This window comes from Paraburkholderia sp. BL6665CI2N2 (genome assembly GCF_004366535.1).
In the GTDB taxonomy this organism is placed as follows: Bacteria; Pseudomonadota; Gammaproteobacteria; order Burkholderiales; family Burkholderiaceae; genus Paraburkholderia.
The window spans coordinates 5,689,551-5,707,579 of the sequence record NZ_SORC01000001.1 but is presented as its reverse complement, the minus strand read 5'-3'; the positions used below and the strand labels follow the sequence as shown (position 1 = coordinate 5,707,579).

18 protein-coding genes are annotated in these 18,029 nt (G+C 64.3%); 7 read left to right on the top strand and 11 right to left on the bottom strand.

Annotated elements, in window-relative coordinates; genetic code table 11:
• Positions 1–5: 5 nt before the first annotated feature.
• A complete protein-coding gene (locus B0G81_RS25635; RefSeq protein ID WP_116119683.1) occupies positions 6–560 on the top strand; it encodes a YaeQ family protein in 555 nt (184 codons plus the stop codon).
• 32 nt (positions 561–592) lie between these two features.
• Here B0G81_RS25635 and B0G81_RS25630 read toward each other — a convergent pair whose 3' ends face one another.
• Positions 593–1,018 carry a VOC family protein gene (locus B0G81_RS25630; RefSeq protein WP_134138863.1) on the bottom strand — a complete coding sequence of 142 codons (426 nt, stop codon included), beginning with the start codon at positions 1,016–1,018 and terminating at the stop codon, positions 593–595.
• Between the two features lie 394 nt (positions 1,019–1,412).
• On the opposite strand from B0G81_RS25630, the gene ada reads away from it, so the two are divergent.
• The 4 genes from ada to B0G81_RS25610 all read left to right on the top strand — a co-directional run bounded on the left by ada (position 1,413) and on the right by B0G81_RS25610 (position 6,168).
• Positions 1,413–2,603 (top strand): bifunctional DNA-binding transcriptional regulator/O6-methylguanine-DNA methyltransferase Ada, encoded by a 1,191-nt coding sequence (ada, locus tag B0G81_RS25625; protein WP_134138860.1) that lies wholly within the window; start codon positions 1,413–1,415, stop codon positions 2,601–2,603.
• Entirely contained in the window at positions 2,600–3,517 is a 918-nt protein-coding gene (locus tag B0G81_RS25620; RefSeq protein WP_134138856.1) for a DNA-3-methyladenine glycosylase, read from the top strand. The genes ada and B0G81_RS25620 overlap by 4 nt, the downstream gene beginning before the upstream one ends.
• Before the next feature lie 321 nt (positions 3,518–3,838).
• Complete coding sequence (gene gshA, locus B0G81_RS25615; RefSeq protein ID WP_134138852.1) at positions 3,839–5,455, top strand: glutamate--cysteine ligase; 1,617 nt, start codon at positions 3,839–3,841, stop codon at positions 5,453–5,455.
• A gap of 212 nt (positions 5,456–5,667) precedes the next feature.
• Positions 5,668–6,168, top strand: coding sequence for a hypothetical protein (locus B0G81_RS25610; protein ID WP_208328554.1), 501 nt, complete (start codon positions 5,668–5,670; stop codon positions 6,166–6,168).
• 79 nt (positions 6,169–6,247) lie between these two features.
• On the opposite strand, the gene B0G81_RS25605 is transcribed toward B0G81_RS25610, so the two are convergent.
• The gene (locus tag B0G81_RS25605; RefSeq protein ID WP_134143204.1) at positions 6,248–7,810 is read right to left on the bottom strand and encodes a DHA2 family efflux MFS transporter permease subunit; all 1,563 of its coding nucleotides are present in this window, start codon (positions 7,808–7,810) and stop codon (positions 6,248–6,250) included.
• Positions 7,811–7,945: 135 nt separating this feature from the next.
• Positions 7,946–8,488: a MarR family transcriptional regulator gene (locus B0G81_RS25600; protein ID WP_134138850.1), complete on the bottom strand. Its 543-nt coding sequence runs from the start codon at positions 8,486–8,488 to the stop codon at positions 7,946–7,948.
• Between the two features lie 250 nt (positions 8,489–8,738).
• On the opposite strand from B0G81_RS25600, the gene B0G81_RS25595 reads away from it, so the two are divergent.
• The gene (locus B0G81_RS25595; protein WP_134138849.1) at positions 8,739–9,110 is read left to right on the top strand and encodes a hypothetical protein; all 372 of its coding nucleotides are present in this window, start codon (positions 8,739–8,741) and stop codon (positions 9,108–9,110) included.
• 187 nt (positions 9,111–9,297) lie between these two features.
• Positions 9,298–10,869, top strand: a complete 1,572-nt coding sequence (locus B0G81_RS25590) for an efflux transporter outer membrane subunit (RefSeq protein WP_134138843.1) — start codon at positions 9,298–9,300, stop codon at positions 10,867–10,869.
• Between the two features lie 207 nt (positions 10,870–11,076).
• Here B0G81_RS25590 and B0G81_RS25585 read toward each other — a convergent pair whose 3' ends face one another.
• From B0G81_RS25585 to gspG, 8 genes are all read right to left on the bottom strand, one after another.
• Positions 11,077–11,856 (bottom strand): type II secretion system protein N, encoded by a 780-nt coding sequence (locus B0G81_RS25585; RefSeq protein WP_134138838.1) that lies wholly within the window; start codon positions 11,854–11,856, stop codon positions 11,077–11,079.
• A gap of 34 nt (positions 11,857–11,890) precedes the next feature.
• The gene (locus B0G81_RS25580; RefSeq protein WP_116118592.1) at positions 11,891–12,394 is read right to left on the bottom strand and encodes a type II secretion system protein M; all 504 of its coding nucleotides are present in this window, start codon (positions 12,392–12,394) and stop codon (positions 11,891–11,893) included.
• Positions 12,391–13,818 (bottom strand): type II secretion system protein GspL, encoded by a 1,428-nt coding sequence (gspL, locus tag B0G81_RS25575; protein ID WP_134138834.1) that lies wholly within the window; start codon positions 13,816–13,818, stop codon positions 12,391–12,393. Before gspL ends, B0G81_RS25580 begins: the two co-directional genes overlap by 4 nt.
• 28 nt (positions 13,819–13,846) lie before the next feature.
• Complete coding sequence (gene gspK, locus B0G81_RS25570) at positions 13,847–15,133, bottom strand: type II secretion system minor pseudopilin GspK (RefSeq protein WP_208328553.1); 1,287 nt, start codon at positions 15,131–15,133, stop codon at positions 13,847–13,849.
• Positions 15,134–15,623: 490 nt separating this feature from the next.
• Positions 15,624–16,310, bottom strand: a complete 687-nt coding sequence (locus B0G81_RS25565) for a prepilin-type N-terminal cleavage/methylation domain-containing protein (protein ID WP_106284907.1) — start codon at positions 16,308–16,310, stop codon at positions 15,624–15,626.
• Complete coding sequence (gspI, locus tag B0G81_RS25560) at positions 16,288–16,704, bottom strand: type II secretion system minor pseudopilin GspI (RefSeq protein WP_106284906.1); 417 nt, start codon at positions 16,702–16,704, stop codon at positions 16,288–16,290. The genes B0G81_RS25565 and gspI overlap by 23 nt, the downstream gene beginning before the upstream one ends.
• A 1-nt stretch (position 16,705) precedes the next feature.
• Complete coding sequence (locus B0G81_RS25555) at positions 16,706–17,287, bottom strand: GspH/FimT family pseudopilin (protein ID WP_134138830.1); 582 nt, start codon at positions 17,285–17,287, stop codon at positions 16,706–16,708.
• Positions 17,288–17,393: 106 nt separating this feature from the next.
• Positions 17,394–17,858, bottom strand: a complete 465-nt coding sequence (gspG, locus tag B0G81_RS25550) for a type II secretion system major pseudopilin GspG (protein ID WP_106284905.1) — start codon at positions 17,856–17,858, stop codon at positions 17,394–17,396.
• Positions 17,859–18,029 lie beyond the last annotated feature (171 nt).

Here is an 18,029-nt window from a genome sequence, read left to right as displayed (position 1 = left end):
ACGGCATGGCTCTCAAATCGACGATTTACAAGGCGGAACTGCAGATCGCCAACATGGACCGGCACTACTACGCCGACCATTCGCTGACGATCGCCCGCCATCCCTCGGAAACCGACGAACGGATGATGGTTCGGGTCGCCGCGTTCGCGCTGTTCGCGCAGGAACGGCTTGAATTCTGCAAAGGTTTGTCGGATGTGGACGAACCGGATCTGTGGGAAAAAGACCTGACCGGCGCAATCGACACCTGGATCGAAGTCGGCCAGCCGGATGAACGGCGCATCGCCAAGGCGAGCGGCCGCTCGAACGCAGTGATCGTGATTGCCTACGGCGGCCGTGCGTCGGACATCTGGTGGCAGGGCGTGCGCAACAAGGTTGAGCGCATGCGCAACGTGACGGTTTGGACGCTCGGCGAAGACGTCGCCACTGCCCTCGGCTCGCTGGCCGAACGGACCATGCGGCTGCAATGCACCGTGCAGGACGGCGAAGCATGGCTTGGCAGCGCCGATGCCGATGCGGTGAAAATCGAATGGACGGTGCTTAAGGCGCCCGCCAACGCCTGACGCCTCGAAGCCTCACGCACTTGCCGATAGCTTTACAGCGACGTCACATGCGCCGCTTCCGGCGGGCCTTTCAGTTCGACCATGTTGCCTTCCGGGTCGAAGAGATACAGCGACTGTCCGTAGCCGTCCGCGCCATAGCGCTGCCCCAGTTCACCCAGCCGCGCGCCGTGTTCGAGCAGATGCGCCTTGAGCGCTTCAGCGTCGAACGGATCGATGCGCAAGCACACGTGATCCATATTCCGCCCAGTGCCCGGCACGCCGTTTTCGGCGTGATCGAGTTTGGCGCCCACCTGCAACAGATCGATCAGCGAACGGCCCGCTCGTAACTGCGTCAGGCCCAGATCGCGCTGCTCCTTCTCGACGCTGCAGCCGAGCACGTCGCAATAGAAACGCGCCATGGCCTCGGCGTTGGTCGCCCGAATGACAACGTGGTCGATCTCGCGAATGTGGATTTTCATGTGGAACGCCCCTTGGCTGGCTCGCAGAACGCGTGAATTGCCAGTGTAGAAGAAAGGGCGGCGCTGCGAGCGCAGGTCGTGAAGGCCGCCTTAAGGGCTGGATCAGGACCGTATGGACGAAAAAAAGCCCGCTCTATGTGGAGCGGGCTGAATCCATATCAGGAGGAGACATGGAGGAGACAAGTACTAATATACACATCGGCCTGGTGCGACGCAACAACTTTTTAAGGGAAAACCCGATATCGTGCCAAATTGTCGCAGTTTTCCGTTAAAGGGACGCCCGGCGGGGCTTTGGGTCTACGAAGAAGCGCAATGACAGAGCAAGAACCGGAGCGTAGTGTGTCGGCATGCGGCCTACATTGGTGAGCATCGACACCGTCTCTTCGGGACCATCATGAACCGCAAAGCTACCGATACCGCCTCCGACGCCAACCACTGGACTTCCGACGACGCGCGCTGGCAAGCCGTCACCCACCGCGAGTCGCAAGCCGATGGCGCGTTCTTCTACGCCGTCAAAACGACCGGCGTGTTCTGCCGTCCGTCGTGCGCGTCGCGCCTGCCGCGCCGTGAGAACGTTGCTTTCTTCACCGATGCCGCCGCCGCGCGCGCCGCGGGCTTTCGCGATTGCAAGCGCTGCCAGCCCGGCGGCCTGCCGCGCGAGCTGGAAATCGTGAATCGCGCGTGCGCCGCGCTGGACGCCGCCCCGCAGGAGCGCCTCACGCTCGCGCAACTGAGCGACGCCGTGCACGTCAGCCCGTTCCATCTGCAGCGTCTTTTCAAGCGGGTGGTGGGCGTGTCGCCGCGTCAATATCAGGCCGCGCGCCGGGGCGCCGCGTTGCGCGACGCGCTCCAGAGCGGCTCGGACGTCACTCGCGCCACGCTCGACGCGGGCTTCGGCTCGCCGTCGCGGATGTACGACAGTGCATCGGCCGAACTGGGCATGGCGCCGTCCGCGTATCGCCGCAGGGGTGCCGGACTGACCGTTCGCTACGCCAGCGCGCCGACCTCGCTCGGTTATGTGCTGGTCGCGGCGACAGAGAAGGGCATCTGCAAGATCGCTTTCGGCGACGACAAAGCCGTACTCGCCAGCGACCTGCGCGGCGAATTCGCCAACGCCGACGTGTTGGAAGATACCGAACACCTGGCGCCGTTCATCGCGCAGATCGACGCCTATTTGCGCGGCACCCGTCAGGACTTCGATCTGCCGCTGGATATCGCCGCGACAGCATTCCGCCAGCGTGTGTGGGACGCGTTGCGGCGCATCCCGTACGGTGAGACGCGCAGCTATTCGCAGATCGCCGAAACGGTCGGCGCACCTCGCGCCGTGCGCGCTGTAGCGAGCGCCTGCGCGACGAACCCAGTGGCACTGGCGATTCCTTGTCATCGCGTGGTGGCCAAGGGCGGGGCGCTGGCGGGCTATCGCTGGGGTTTGCCGCGCAAGGCCGCGCTGCTGGACAACGAGGCGCAGCATGCCGGCGCCTTCTCGCACGGCCAGACCGAGCGCAACCAGCGCGTCCATGCCGAGGCCGACATCGACACCGGCATCGACACCGAAACCACCACCAAACTGGACCACGCCGCGTGAGCACGCTTGACGAAGTCGCTTCCCTTGAATTGCCGTTCAAATCACCCTTCGACTGGCCGCGCCTGCTGCGTTTCTTCGGCGGACGCGCGACGCCCGGCGTCGAAGCGGTGGAAGACGGCGCGTACCGCCGCGCGATCGATTGGGCCGGCGACAGCGGCACGCTGAGCGTGCGTCTGCATCCGCGCAAGCGTTGCCTCGTCGCCAGCATAGAAGGGCCGGTAAGCCGTCACGCCGACGCGCTCGCCGCGCCGATTGCGAAGATGTTCGACCTCCACGCCGATCCGAAAAAGATCGGCGCAGAACTCGCCGCTGATCCGTGGCTCGCGCCGCTGGTCGAAGCCGTGCCCGGCTTGCGCGTGCCGGGCGCGTGGTCGGGCTTCGAGCTGGTGGTGCGCGCAATCGTCGGGCAGCAGGTCAGCGTGAAGGCGGCGACCACCATCATCGGCAGACTGGTGCAGCGCGCCGGCGGGCGTATCGAGGGGCATCCGCATGAGAACACCGCTTGGCGTTTCCCGACGCCCTCCGCGCTGGCCGCCGTGGATCTCGCGCAAATCGGCATGCCGGGTAAACGTGTAGCGGCATTGCAAGGTTTCGCGCGCGCGGTCGCCACCGGCGACGTGCCGCTCGACAGCAACACGGCCGACGCCGACAGTCTGCGTGCCGCGCTGCTGGCGCTGCCCGGCATCGGTCCGTGGACCGTCGAGTACGTCGCCATGCGCGCATGGCGCGATGCCGACGCATGGCCCGCATGGGACCTCGTGCTGATGCAGTCGATCTGCGCGCGCGATCCGTCGCTCGTACGGCCCACGCAGCAGCGCGCCCGCACCGACACATGGCGGCCGTGGCGTGCGTACGCGGCGATGCATCTGTGGAATGAAGTGGCGGACCGCGCGGGCGCCGCACGTGGCGGCTGAAACGGCGCGTCACGCCCGGCGTTGAAGCGGTGCGTCGCCGATGGCGACCGACACATCACGCGGTTTGGTGAGAAGAAATGCGGATCGCGCGCGCCGTGCGTGACGGATAGAGTGATGTCGGGCAAAGCCAACGGACTGGCGCAAAAAGCAGTGAAATTGGCCCAAAAAAGAAGCGGTCCGAAGTGCTCCGGCGACCCGCCGAAGCGGCCTCAAGCAGCCGTTCTGGCGAGATGTTAAAGTGCCCGCTACCGAAAATTCCGCCGAACGTTGTCAACCGCCGTGCTGCGGCACATGGCGGCCGACAACGCCCGACTCGCATCAATGCCAAACACGACACCTTCCCGCACGACCGACGCGCTCTCGCACCGCCTGTCCGTGCTGACCTCAGGCCCGCAGCGCGACGCGCTGATACGCGGCCTGCGCGGCATCGAAAAGGAAAGCCTGCGCGTGACGCATCAGGGCAAGCTCGCCTTGACGCCGCATCCGCGCGCGCTCGGTTCGGCGCTCACGCATCCATCGCTCACCACGGATTATTCCGAAGCGCTGCTCGAACTGATCACGCCGGCTGAGCACGACGTCGCGCTCACGCTCGAAAAGCTCGATACGCTCCACCGTTTTGTCTATGCACAACTCGGCGACGAGATCCTGTGGAACAACTCCATGCCGGGCCTCTTGCCCGACACCGACGACGGCATTCCGATTGCGAACTATGGCAGTTCGAACATCGGCAAGCTGAAGTACGTGTACCGCATCGGCCTCGCGCTCCGCTACGGCCGCACGATGCAGTGCATTGCGGGCATTCACTACAACTATTCGCTGAACGAAGAAGTGTGGCGTCGGCTGCATGCGGACCAGCAATCCACCGCGAGCGCGGTCGATTTCCAGTCCGATCGCTATCTCGCGTTGATCCGCAATTTCCGCCGCACCAACTGGCTGCTGATGTATCTGTTCGGCGCATCGCCGGCGCTGGATCGGCGTTTCCTCCGCGATCGCAAACACACGCTCGACACGTTCGACGCCGACACGCTCTATCGTCCGTACGCGACCAGTTTGCGCATGAGCGACCTCGGCTATTCGAACACTGCGGCGCAAGCCGAATTGCGCGCCGATTACGACACGCTGCCGGGCTACCTCGACGCGCTCGCGAAAGCCGTGAGCCAGCCGTACCCCGCATACGAGGCAATCGGCACGCAACGCGACGGCGAGTGGGTGCAGATCAACACGAACGTGCTGCAGATCGAAAACGAGTTTTACTCGACGATCCGTCCGAAGCGCATCACGCATCCGGGCGAGCGTCCGCTGCACGCGCTCGCCGCACGCGGCGTGCAATACGTGGAAGTGCGTTGCATGGACATCGACCCGTTCGAGCCGACCGGCATTTCGCTCGAAACGTCGCGTTTTCTCGACGCTTACCTGCTGGTCTGCGCGCTCGACGACAGCGCGCTGTTACCGCCAGATGCTTATGCCGAAGCCAATCAGAATTTCGGCCGCGTAACGATGGAAGGGCGCAAGCCGGGCCTTGAACTGGCACGCGACGGCCAACCGGTTGCGATGACGGACTGGGCGAACGAGCTGCTCATCAAGATCGACGCGGCCGCCGCCGCGCTCGACACTTTGCATGGCGGCGATGCGCATGCTCGCGCCGTCGCGGTTCAACGCGCGAAGCTGGCGGACGCATCGCTGACGCCGTCGGCGCGCGTGTTGCAGACCATGCGCGAGAAGCAGCAGAGCTTCCTCGCATTCGGTCTCGAACAAAGCGAAGCGCGCGCCGCGTACTTCCGCTCACGTCCGCTGGATGCGGAACAGACCCAGGCCTTCGCCGATCTCGCCGCGCAATCGCTTGCCGAGCAAGCCAAACTCGAACGGGACGAAGTCGGTTCGTTCGACGCGTTCGTCGCTGCATATCGGGCGTACACGCTAAACCGGTTCAGCGTCTGAATCACGCTTGCAGGCGACATGACGAAAGAGCGGCCCACACGGCCGCTTTTTTTATTCCGCGCCGGTAACGTCTACGCAAAGTACGGTGCGTTTCAAACGTCATCGGCAAATACTCCGCGCGTTCTAACGATTCTCTGATCCAGATGAAACACCGTCCCCGCGCCGTAGTCCAAACTGACATGACGCGCACCACAGAGGGAGGATTCAACGTGATGAAGAAAAGTCTGTTGGCCATGCTGTGCGTAGCGGCGGCGGGATGTTCAACGCAAGGGCAGGTGGATCCGGACGTCATGCAGATCGCGACCACGCCATTAACGTGTTCGAACAAAACGGAATGCGATGTCTGGTGGCAACGCGCGCAAGCGTGGGTGGCGAGCCATTCGACATACAAGATCGATGCCTCGACCGACACGTTGATTCAGACCGCCGGCCCGGATGGCGGCAAGCGCGCGTTGGCGTATCAGATCACGCGCGCCGCGAATCCGGACGGCACGGCAACGATCGGCTTCGCCGCGCATTGCGACGGCTCGATGGGCTGCAAGCCGAACCCGTGGGAAGCAGGCGCCGACTTCAAGCAATACGTGCGAGGCACCGCGGCCGGCGCGCCGCAGAGTGGCGCTAAACCCCCGCAAGCCGCGCCGACAGCGCCGCATCCGGATGCCATGCAGGGTCAATCGATCCCGGCGACGAATGGCGAAGCCGTCACGCAATAAAAGCTGAAGACGCGCGCGAGAAGTTGCAGGAACAATATGGTTTCTTTCGGCGCGCGTCCGCTCAAGGCAGCGTCAGACCTCAATGCCCCATTGACGGGCCTACGCCCTTGCGTGGCTTGGTAATCCACACCAACACCGCGAGCACGAGAAACGCCGCGCAGGAAATGCGGAAGAAATCGTTAGTGGCCATCATATAAGCCTGCGCCGTCACCACCTGATTCAACTGCGCGGTGATGCCGTCGCCGGAGAGCCCGATACCGGCCAGCGCATTGGTATAAGCATTGGTGTTCGCGGCGTAGACGTTGACCGAATCGGTCAGCATCGCATGATGGCGGATCGTGTCGTTCTCCCAGTACGTCGTGCTAATCGCCGTGCCGATCGCACCCGACAAGGTCCGGAAAAAATTGGACAGCCCGGAAGCACTCGCCAGGCGTTCATCCGGCACGCTGGAGAGCGTGATGGTGGTCATCGGCACGAAGAAGCAGGCGACGCCGATGCCTTGCACGAGCCGTGGCCAGATCACGTGATTGAACGGCACGTCGAGCGTGAACGTGGAGTTCCAGAACGAGACGAACGCGAACACGATGAACGCAAAACTCGCCACCACGCGCAGATTCAGACGGTGCATGTTCTTGCCGATCATCGGCGACAAAAACAGCGCGAGCAAACCAACCGGCGCGGTCGCCAGACCGGCCAGGCCGGCGGTGTAACCCATCACCGTTTGCAGCCAGAGCGGGAAAATCACTACCGAGCCGAAGAAGGCCATAAAGCCGAACGACACGATTATCACGCCAAGCGCGAAGTTGCGATCCTTGAATAGCGAGAGATCGACTACCGGCTCTTTCTCGGTCATCTCCCACACCAGCATGAAGGCGAGCGACACCACCGCGATCACCGCCAGCGTCACGATAAACGTCGAGTTGAACCAGTCGCGATCCTTGCCGAGGTCGAGCACCATCTGCAGGCACGACACGCCGATCACGAGCAGCGCGAGGCCGACCGCGTCGATGCGCTGTTTCGTGGTCTTCGTCTCACGGCCGCGCAGCAGCAGGAACGCGCATACCGCCGAGAACAGACCGATCGGCACGTTGATATAGAAGATCCACGGCCACGTGTAGTTGTCGGTAATGTAGCCGCCCATCACGGGCCCGAAGATGGGCGCGCAGATCACCGTCATCGCCCATAGACCCAGCGCAAGTCCGCGCTTTTCCGGTGGATACGAGCGCATCAGAATGGTCTGCGAGAGCGGCACCATCGGCCCGGAAACGAGCCCCTGCACCAGCCGGAACGCGATCAGCGATTCGAAGTTGTGCGCGAAGCCGCACAGCGCGGAAGCGATCGTGAAGAGCAACACGGACAGCGTGAAGAGCTTCACTTCGCCGACACGCCGCGCGAGCCAGCCTGTGAGCGGCACTGCGATCGCCGAGGCGACCGAATACGACGAGATCACCCAGGTGCCCTGGCTGGTCGCGACACCGAGGCTGCCGGAAATGGTCGGCACCGCGACGTTCGCAATCGACGTGTCGAGCACTTCCATAAACGTGCCGAGTGCGAGCCCGACCGTTAGCAGAGCCAAAGCGCCGCCCTTGAGCGGGGCGGGTTCAGCGACGGGTAGGGCGGCGGCGGAAGCCGTGGCATTCATCATTCTTCTCCTCAACTGGAAAGCTTGTCGCGGCAGCCTTATCGACCACGCCAGGTAGCGTGTTTACATGCCGGATCACTCTCTGCCCAGACAGATATTTTCCGACGATGACGCTCTCAAAAAAGCGCGTCCAAGTTAGTGTTCGCCGTGTTCCCGCAGCGACGTTTCGGGGGATTCGTCCAGCGTTTCCTGTTGCGTCCCCAATCCACATCCCGCGCTTGCACCCGCGTCGAGGCCGTTCGCGATGAAACGGCCGAGCAGGTCGATCAACGTGGCGTGGTCGGCGGCCGAAAATCCGCGCAATTGCTCGTTCAGCACCGCCGCGCCCAGAGCGGGCAATTGCCGCGCGGCGTCGTGACCTTGCGGCGTCAACTCCAGCTTCACCATGCGCCGATCGGTCTCGCTGCGCGAACGCGCGATAAAGCCTTTCTTTTCAAGGCGATCGAGCAGACGCGTCATCGATCCGCTGTCGTACGACATGGCGCGCGACAGCTCGAACGGTGTGCTCGCGCGCCGCGACGACAGCATCAGGATCACGCCGATCTGCTGCGTGGTCAGTCCCAATGGCTTGACCGCACGATCCGTCCGCTCGACCAGCACGTTTCGAGCTTTCGTCAGGTAGTAGCCAAGACTCGATTCGAGATGAATCTCGTTCGCCTTGTAGGGGCCATCAGTCATCGTGTATCCGGGAACGTCTCGAGCAGAACGAATTTTAGCTGCCTAAGCAGACAAGTCAAACTCGATTTCACATAGCGCGAACGACAGGAAAACAACACGGCCGACGTTCGCGGACGGAAGTATCTTGAAATTTAATTGCATAGTCAATATTATTATAGGCAACGAGTTACGCGCGACCCGCGCCACCCGAAACATGTTCTGACCGATTGTCTGCCGCCGCGACCGCGACGCGCGAAAAAGGATTTCCCCGATGCTGTACCTCAAAAACACGCTTGGCGGCCTGAGCCGCTCCCTGACCGATTCCGCGCTCAGCACCTTTCAAGGGCCGCACCGCTGGTGGAAACTCGCGCTGTTCGCCGTCCTGTTCGTCTTGCCTGGCGGGTCGGTCGGCGTCGCGGTGCTGGCGTGGTTCGAGCATCGCCGGGGACAGAAGGGTGGCGAGGCAGGGAAAATCCAGTTGGTGGCGGCCGCCGTGCCTACGGCGAACGCCGCTGTCGCTCCTGCCAGCGCGGAAAAGCACGTCGGTCCCGCCGGCGTCTGCCAGACGCGCGGCGATGCGCCGTGCCGGGCCGCCGCGGGTAAGCTGGCCCGCCGGACCAAGTCGACGGAATCGCGGGTTTAACGCCTGGCCGGTAACAGCGCGTAACCTTCGCGGTACCCTCCGTAACACACCTGCCTCCTTCCTCGCATTACCCTTTCAGTTTCCCGCGCCCAGCGGGTTCATACGCTAACATTCCGGCGACCAAGATCTCGCCCGGCCGGCGGTGCCGCCATTGGCCGTGCCGCGGCGTCCAGAAGGAATTCATTGCATGCAGTCTGATCGAATCTCGCGCGCGCGGATACTTGCGCCTCGCGCCCTGACTATTGCGGTGGCCGCGGCCTTCGCCAGCCTGCTGGCGGCTTGCGCGGTCGGCCCCGACTACAAGCGGCCTGCCGCCGAGATCCCAGCGTCGTACAAGGAAGCCGCGCCCGGCTGGAAAGTCGCGCAACCGGCCGATCAGCAGGATCGCGGCGACTGGTGGAGCATTTACGAAGATCCTCAGCTCAATGCGCTCGAGGAGCGCCTGAACACCGCCAACCAGACCGTCGCCCAGTTTGCTGCCGCCTATCGGCAGGCGCGCGCGCTCGTCGGCGAGGCGCGTGCGGCATATTTCCCGACTATCGGCGCGTCGGCGGGTGCAACGCGTTCCGGCAACGGGACGTCCTCCGGCGGCAATTCGACCACCGCGACGAGCCGCTCCGGCGTCGGCAACAGTTTCAACGTGCAACTCGACGCAAGCTGGGAGCCGGATCTGTGGGGTTCGGTCACCCGCTCGGTGAACGCGCAAAAAGCCGGCCAGCAAAGCGCCGCGGCGGACCTAGCCAACGCGCGGCTGTCGGCCCAGGCCACGCTCGCCCAGACCTACTTCTCGCTGCGTGCGCTCGATTCGACCCAAAAGCTGCTCGACGACACCGTCGCGGCCTATCAACGCTCACTGCAGCTCACGCAAAACCAGTACGCAGCCGGCGTTGCCGCGCGCTCCGACGTGATTCAGGCGCAGACACAATTGCAATCGGCGCAGGCGTCCGCAATCGACAACGGCGTTCAGCGCGCCCAGGACGAGCACGCAATCGCCGTTCTGGTGGGCGAGCCGGCCTCGACCTTCTCGATTCCGCCGATGCCGCTCACCGCCGCGCCGCCCACCGTACCGGCGCAGATGCCCTCCGCGCTGCTCGAGCGGCGTCCGGATATCGCCTCGGCGGAGCGCAAGGCCGCGGCGGCGAACGAACAGATCGGCGTCGCCATCGCCGCGTTCTTCCCGTCGCTGACGCTGTCGGCGACCGGCGGCTTCGAAAATTCGGTGTTCTCGCAGCTGCTGACCGCGCCGTCGCGCTTCTGGACGCTCGGACCGCAGCTCGCCGCAACGCTGTTCGACGCCGGCCTGCGCCAGGCTCAGACCGACGCCGCGCGCGCTGCCTACGACGGCGACGTCGCGACCTACCGTCAAACAGTGCTGGCCGCGTTCCAGGACGTCGAGGACAATCTCGCGTCCCAGCGCATCCTCGCACAGGAAATCGTCGTGCAGCAGCAAGCGGTGGATTCGGCGCGCCAGGCGCTCGCCATCGTCACGAACGAATACAAGGCCGGCACGGTCGGCTACGTCAACGTGCTGACAGCGCAGACCACGGCCTTCACGGCCGAGCAGAAGCTGGAGAACATCGCCGGGCAGCGGATGGTGTCGTCGGTCGGTCTGGTGAAGGCGCTGGGCGGCGGCTGGGACGTCTCGCAGATGAATCGCGAAACCGGCGACGTGGCGGCGCCGGTGCCGCTGCCGGCGTCATCGGCCGCGCCTGTCGCGCAAAGCGCGGCGACCCCGCTGTCGCGAATGCATACCGAGTAAAAGCGCCGGCCGTCGAGGCAAGGCAAAAGATGCATGGCTGCATTCCACGGCCATGCCTCTTTTTTATCGCGCCGACGCCAGGCGCCACCACGGATCCATCAGCCCCACGAGGTTATCGCGCTCCTACGCCACAGCGCTGGCCGCCGCACGCAACGAAGCCGATGCCTCGCCTCAGCCAGCCTGCGCCGTAACGCCGGACCGCGCGCCTCAGTGCACGAACGTCAACGCCACCGTGTCTGGCCCGCTCGGCCGCCCCAACAGGTTCAACAGTCCCGCGAGATTGTCGCGCGCCTCCGGCGCGGCGCTGGCCGTGCCATGAAACGACGTCGACGCCGCCGACACCGTGCCATTGCCGGTCAGCATCAACGGACCCTTGGTGGTGGTCAGGTCGAGCGTGGATGATTCGCCCTGCGCCTGGAACAGCACCCGGTACGAGCCAAGCGGCTTGACCAGCGAGACGCGCGAACTGACGTCGGTCAACGTGACGGTGAGTTGCCCGAACGCTTCCCGATTGAAGCTGCGCCAGTCCGACCAGGACAGTTGCACATTGCCTTGCAGATCGAGCGTGTTAAAGGGCGCGCCAAGACCGCTCAGCAGCGAAGCCGGCACGGCGATCGCGCCGGCCGTAACAGTCGCGGTGCGCGGCGTGGCGTCGACGGTGATCGGCTCCGGCATTGCTTCGCTGTGCCGCATGATCATGCGCACACGGCCGGTAAACAGCGGCCAGAACGCCGTGTGCCATTCGATCCGCCCGGGCAGCAGCGTCGCCGCGCTCATGTCCGAACCGGCGGCCAGCATCAGCGTGGCCGAGCCGTGCCACAGCGAACCGGCCGGATTGACGAGATTGACGTGGCCACCTGTCTGCTTGGCGAACTGCGGGGTGATCCAGGCGGCCGGCAGCATCGTCAGCATCACGGCCGCGGCGGACAGCACCGCGATCACCAGCCAAGGCAGCGCGACGCGCAAGCGCCGCATCCAGTAATTCATGCGAGATCCTGTGACGGCGCGGTCGCGGTTATTGTCATTTCGCGGTAGACGGCTGCAACGACGCCGTCAGGTCCACCTGGCCGTCTTCCTTGAGCGCCGTGGCGTGCGCCTCCGAGACTTGCACCTTGAACTGCTTGCGCACGTCGTCGACCCAGGCGGTCCATGCCGGGAACGACGCGTTCTTCAACTGGATCTGGACCGCATTGCCGATCACCTGAACCTGCGTCGCCGCGAGGCCGTGATCGTTGAGCGAAGCGGTCAGCGCGTCCTTCAGCGCGGCGCCGGTCGGCGCGACGCCTTGAGCCGCCGCCGACAGTTGACGCGCTTCGTTCGCCTGCGCGGTCATCTGCGCCAACTGACGCTGCATGGCGGGCAGCGATTCACGCAGATGCGAGCGGCCTTCCTGCGCCGGCGCCCACAGCACCGACCACGCGATCACCACGGCGAGAACGCCGCCGCCCCACGTCAGGAGGGCTTTTTCGCGCTCGGTGCGCTGTTCCCAGAATCCGGCCCATGTTTGAGCGAGTTCAGCTTTCATTGTCCGTTCCTGATGGTCCACTTGCCGGTATTGCTGTCGATCGCGCCGCTCAGGCCGTTGCGCGCGAGGCGCTTGGCGAAATCGGGATCGAGCTTGACCTCCGGCTTGAAGTTCACGTCGAGCCGGCGGTCGTGATAGTCGAGCGCGGCAATGCCGTTGACCGGCACCGGCGCCAGCGAACGCGCGAGGCCATCGGCGAGCGGCAGGAAATCGTCCGGCGACAGCTCGCCCGCCGCCACGCGCAACTGCTGCAACTGACGCGACATCTGGTCGGGCGCGTCGAGCACGACGGTCGTTTTGGGGAAGGTATTGAGCAGCAATTCGGTCATCTGCGTGTTGATTGCATCGCGTTGGCGCGCGAGCATCAGCCACTGCACGTTTGCGCCGATGATGGCGATCAGCAGCGCGCCGACCGCGAGCAGCACCGGCAGACGCAGACGCCGCAGCGTCGCGCGGTCGAGCCGCCACGGCTGCGAAGCAAACTCGAACTGGCACAGGTCGAAGCGGCACTCCAGCGCGCGCCGCGCCAGTTGCTCGAACGGCAGCGGACTCGCGCCGTGGATGTGCGCAGCCAGCCGCGCCGGGCTATTCGGCGCGAGACTCGGCTCGTTGCCGGGCACCTCAGTGAGCATGTGCAGCGAGACCGGCGCCGCCCCGCCGAGCGCGGCAAGCGTCGCGTTCACGGCATTAGCGGGCACTGCCAGCCCTTCGCCCTGCACGCCGCGCGCAATCGCCAGTTCGACGCGCGGCACGCCTCGGTCGCCTGCGCTGTTTGCCACGCCTTCGAGCAGCAGGGCGGGCGCGGTCTGGACTACGGCGCCGAGCACGGCGGCCACCATCGGCACCGCAGCCGCGACGCCGGGCGCCAGCAGCGGTGCGACGTCCGGCGACGACGAGGCCCCGCCTGCAGCGCCCGCCATGGCCGGCTCACCGGCATTTACCGTTTCGGCGACTTCGGCGGGCACATCGGCATCGAGCGCGGCCGCCTGCGGCAGGCAGCGCGTGACCGGCACCGCGCGCAAACTGCGATGCCCGGCGTTGGCGAACGATTCGCAGATATACCGGAACCAGCCGCGGTCGATGATCGCCAGCAACTGCCGGCCGCCCGCGAGCGGTTTCGGGTCGACGGCGATGTGACAGGTCTGCGGGTCCTGGATCAGTTGATCCTCGACGATATTGGGCAGCGCCTGGCGCAGCCGCGGGCCACGCAGCGGCGGCAGTGTGGCGGGCATCATCAGCAGATCGCGCGCGGCGACCATCAGCACCGTGGTTGACGCGCGCGGCAGCAGCGCGAGCGCCGACCGGCCGGCGCGCTGGGTGCGGCCCGACTTGTCGAGCAGCACGAACGGCAGCTCCGGCAGTTGCCATTCCTGCGATGGCACCGCCGGATCACGCGGCGGCAATAGAACGATCAGCGTGCTCAAAGGCCACTCTCTCTGGGAAAAGCGTTATTCATAGTTGGTCTTCTACTCGCACGATACGCGTAGTGTGAGTCAATGCGTCGCGATAGACGAGGGTCGTGCGGTCCACTTCGGCGCGTTCGTGCTGCACGCGGCCGTGGATGAGGAAGTAATTCGAGTTGACGTCGAGTTCGCTCGGGTCGATCGAGACCGATTGCACGCCGGCGCCGCGCAACGCGAGCTGTATGTCGCCGACATTGCGGAAAAATACCGTTTGCCGGCGCGCGACGAAGGCTTGCGCCGTCGACAGGCTCATTCCTTGTACGACCGCCGCGATGACTTCGGCCGAAGCCGTGTTCACGTTGACCGCCGAGACGGTCGGCAGCACGGTGACGAAGGGGCGCAGGCGCGCGACCATTTCGGGCGTGTAGCCGGGGATATCGAGCAGCGAGTCGACGCTGGTCATCTGGATCGGGGCGTTCGCGGAGCTGTCATCGCTGTCTTCGATACCCGGTTTGTTGGTGAAGCTGCCGCCGGTGGCGCCGCCCTGGATCGGCGGCGGGGTCGCGGTGGTGCCGTTCGTCGAAGTGATGGTCTGGAAACGGGTTGCCGATTGTGCGAGGCTCGCGCGGACCTGGATTGCCGTGGTTTTTGCCAGCTGGCTGTTTGCGCCGAGCGATGCCAATAGGCGCTGGTAGGCGCCGATCTGGTCCATGTCCAGTTGCATCACGCCTGGGGCTGGGCTTTCGACCAGGTTTCTCAGGTTGAATTTTGCCTGGGCGTCTTCGATTGATCCCGATAGGTAGGTTTCTGCGCCTTGTTGTGCTCTTACTTCGCCTATTTGGCCGAGGAAATCGGATAGGCGGGTTTTGGCTATTGGGACGCCCCATAGGCCGCCAAGGTATGTGATGCCGGCTGATGTGTCGCCTTCTGAGCGGAGGATCAGGCGTGTCCAGTCTAGCGCGCCGCGGGCTACCCATTGGGCCTGGGACAGGAGGCGCTGGTTTTCTATCCTTCGGATCTGGACTTGCTGGCGCCAGAGCATGCCCGACACCAGGATCGCTGATAGTGCGACTACTAGTAATGCGCTGATTATGGCTACGCCGGTGTGGGTTTTTTTGGTTTTTTGGGTTTTGTTGGCCTTTCCTTGAATTCTTTGTGGTCTATTAGCGTTGCCCCTGTGCGGGGCGGCACCTACTTTCTTTGCCGCGGCAAAGAAAGTAGGCAAAGAAAGCCGCTTCACACCGCCAATGCTAAGCGGATCCCCCGCACAGCCTCGGTAGTGGACCATCTGGAATCTGTCTCCTCGCACATTCAACCCCGGTGACAAGGCCGTCATACCTCCCGCCTCGCACTCCGTGCTCGCCGGAAGGGTAGAGCGCGGTGCCTGCGTTTTGGCGGAGCGGGGGCCGTCGGCTTCGCCTCGGCGGGGCGCCGAATTAGGTGCGGGTGCATGCCCAAGCGCCGAAGCAGACCGGAGATACCGTGAGGCGTGCTCGGGCATTGCCAGGGACCATTGGTTTGATTGCTTGCCGCTCGGCGCGCGCAGCGCCGCCGGAGCGGATGACTGCCTGGTCACTGCCGTTGGCTGTGCGAGGGATTGTGCGTTGATCGCGCCACAAAAGTGACTGTGCGGGGGCCCCGCTTGTACGTTAGCGGTGTGAAGCCGCTTTCTTTGCTTACTTTCTTTGCGGCGGCAAAGAAAGTAAGTGCCGCCCCGCACAGGGGCAACGCTAATAGACCACAACGAATTCAAGGAAAGGCCAACACGCAAAAACCCCAAAGCCCCCAAACCCCCCCGTCGGAAAGACAAAAAAGCGAACTTCATATCACTCTCCGACGAGAAAAACGCGAGTAACAGGCCGCGCCAACGACTTAGCCCCAACACTAACCTGCAACCCCGTCACCGACCGCGGCAGCGGCGCACTGCCCAGTTGGGGCACCTTAAGATTATTGTCCGCCTCGGTAATGGCGCTCTGCACCTCACCCATCTGCGTAGTCCACCCCACCTTAGGCACATAAACCTGAGCAGAAATAGACCCAACACCGCCCATCAACGGCACACCACTCCACCCTTCACCTTCACTGCCGCGCAAAGCCCGCCGCAACTCCCCCATATTCGCCAACGGCGGCGACGCATATCGAATCACGCGCCCATCGGACACCCGATACCGCACCACCTGCAACCGCGGCGCCGCGCCCGGCAACCGGAATTCCCGCACGATCTGCAACACGCTGCCGGATACCGACACCGCCGCCTGCCCAGCCTCATCATCCGACGCGGCCTGCCGCGCATCAATCCGCATCTGGTCGAACAACTGCGCAAAAACGCGCTCGTCCTCCATCGCGCTCGTGATGGTCTGCCTGCCACGAATGATCTGGTCAAGCCCGCGCCACGACAGCACGGCAATCACCGCCAGAATCGCAATCGCCACCAGCAATTCGATCAGCGTGAAACCACGCGCGCCCCTCGCCCTCAATGGGCGGCGGCGCTCAGAGCGAACGGTTGTTTTCATTCGCGACCACCGTCACCATCTGAGCCAGATTGCCGGAACCGCCCGGCATCGTCACCATCACTTCCACCCGACGAAACACCGGATTCGGCGTGGCCGTCACCTGCTCCGTACAGACCAGCTGCAAGTTGCCCTGCGAACAGTCGAAGCTCGTCGAGCCGACGTTCGGCCAGGCATGCGTCAGATGCAGTTGCGCCAAGGTATTGTCCGCGCTCCAGCCCGCCAGCAAACGGCGATGCAAGTCGGCCTCGCCGCTCGCCAGACTGCCCACCGCGCGCAACGACGCGGCCAACGCCACCGCGATGATCGCCAGCGCCACCAGCACTTCGATCATCGTGAAACCGCGCTGCGCGCCGTGAACCTTCTCGCGAGCCGTCATGCTCCTGCAACGACGCATCTCAGTGCACCTCGTAGCGGCCATTGCCGGTGCCGACTATCGTCGCGCTCCCGGCTGCCGAAAACAGCGTGATCTGCACGGGCACGTCGATCGCCTCGGTGCCGAATACGATACGGCTGGGCTGCGAATCCGAACCCGGATAGCTGATGCTCACGCCGGTCACGCCACCTTCCCAGCGACGCGGTCCCAGCAGATCGTCACGCAGCGGACGCCAGCCGTCTTCGGTACGCAAGTCGAAGCGAAAGCCGCCATCGAGCGGTTGCCAGGCGATCGGCCGCGCGCGCACCTGCGCTTCGTCGCCAGCCGATTCGAACAGCAGCGCGAGACGCTGCGCTTCCTCGTTCAGATCGGTGCGCGGATTGCGTGTCATCGTCAACGCGGTCAAGGACACCAGCAGGCCCGCAATCACCAGCACCACCAGCATTTCGAGCAGTGTGAAACCCGCCGCGCGTTTGCCGCCGCCGGGCCGGCCCGCCTCACGCGGGTGACGCACGCCTTGCGAGCGCACGCCGGCCCGCGCCGCGCGCGGCAACGGAGCCGTACAGGGCGTGTCCACACGGGACTTGCAAGGGGGCAATCGCATAGTGCCGGCCACGAACGATCAACTCAAAATCAAACGACGATGCATCGACGGGAACGTGCGAGGTTCAATCCCACCGCACGCATGAAAACACCAGCTCATCGAGCGCCTACTGCCACGAGCCGACGTCGGCGTCGTTGCCCTCGCCGCCCGCTTTGCCGTCAGCGCCGTAGCTGAACACGTCGATCTCGCCGTGCACGCCCGGATTCAGATACTGGTAAGCGTTACCCCACGGATCGTTCGGCAGACGCTCCAGGTAACCGCCGTCTTTCCAGTTGCTCGGCACCGGGTCCGTGGCCGGTTTTTCGATCAGCGCGCGCAAGCCCTGCTCCTGCGTCGGATAACGGCCGTTGTCCAGACGATAGAGTTTTAGCGCCTGCATCATCGTGCCGATGTCCTGCTTGGCGGCGACACGGCGCGCTTCGTCGGGACGGCTCATGATCTTCGGCACGATCAACGCGGCCAGAATGCCCAGAATCGCGATCACGACCATGATTTCGATCAGCGTGAACCCGCGTTGACGACGGCTGCGCGGACCCGCGATGTCATGACGGCGAGTGGTCGACAGTTGCATAGCTTGCTACCTCTTTTCAGGTGAAATTTTTGACTCGGCGGGATTCGCGTTTTGGCAATCAGGGTGCCATTGAACACGCCCGGCCGGTCATTTTAATGTCATGCAGTTGAAGGGTCGTGAGAAGGCGCTTTCAGCCCAACGCAATTTTCACAATAGTCCGTACAATGATGC

Coding starts and splice junctions, on each gene's coding strand:
- B0G81_RS25635 (WP_116119683.1), top strand. CDS start 6: ATGGCTCTCAAATCGACGATTTACAAGGCGGAACTGCAGATCGCCAAC.
- B0G81_RS25630 (WP_134138863.1), bottom strand. CDS start 1,018: ATGAAAATCCACATTCGCGAGATCGACCACGTTGTCATTCGGGCGACC.
- ada (WP_134138860.1), top strand. CDS start 1,413: ATGAACCGCAAAGCTACCGATACCGCCTCCGACGCCAACCACTGGACT.
- gshA (WP_134138852.1), top strand. CDS start 3,839: ATGCCAAACACGACACCTTCCCGCACGACCGACGCGCTCTCGCACCGC.
- B0G81_RS25610 (WP_208328554.1), top strand. CDS start 5,668: ATGAAGAAAAGTCTGTTGGCCATGCTGTGCGTAGCGGCGGCGGGATGT.
- B0G81_RS25605 (WP_134143204.1), bottom strand. CDS start 7,810: ATGAATGCCACGGCTTCCGCCGCCGCCCTACCCGTCGCTGAACCCGCC.
- B0G81_RS25600 (WP_134138850.1), bottom strand. CDS start 8,488: ATGACTGATGGCCCCTACAAGGCGAACGAGATTCATCTCGAATCGAGT.
- B0G81_RS25595 (WP_134138849.1), top strand. CDS start 8,739: ATGCTGTACCTCAAAAACACGCTTGGCGGCCTGAGCCGCTCCCTGACC.
- B0G81_RS25590 (WP_134138843.1), top strand. CDS start 9,298: ATGCAGTCTGATCGAATCTCGCGCGCGCGGATACTTGCGCCTCGCGCC.
- B0G81_RS25585 (WP_134138838.1), bottom strand. CDS start 11,856: ATGAATTACTGGATGCGGCGCTTGCGCGTCGCGCTGCCTTGGCTGGTG.
- B0G81_RS25580 (WP_116118592.1), bottom strand. CDS start 12,394: ATGAAAGCTGAACTCGCTCAAACATGGGCCGGATTCTGGGAACAGCGC.
- gspK (WP_208328553.1), bottom strand. CDS start 15,133: ATGACGGCCTTGTCACCGGGGTTGAATGTGCGAGGAGACAGATTCCAG.
- B0G81_RS25565 (WP_106284907.1), bottom strand. CDS start 16,310: ATGAAAACAACCGTTCGCTCTGAGCGCCGCCGCCCATTGAGGGCGAGG.
- gspI (WP_106284906.1), bottom strand. CDS start 16,704: ATGCGTCGTTGCAGGAGCATGACGGCTCGCGAGAAGGTTCACGGCGCG.
- B0G81_RS25555 (WP_134138830.1), bottom strand. CDS start 17,287: ATGCGATTGCCCCCTTGCAAGTCCCGTGTGGACACGCCCTGTACGGCT.
- gspG (WP_106284905.1), bottom strand. CDS start 17,858: ATGCAACTGTCGACCACTCGCCGTCATGACATCGCGGGTCCGCGCAGC.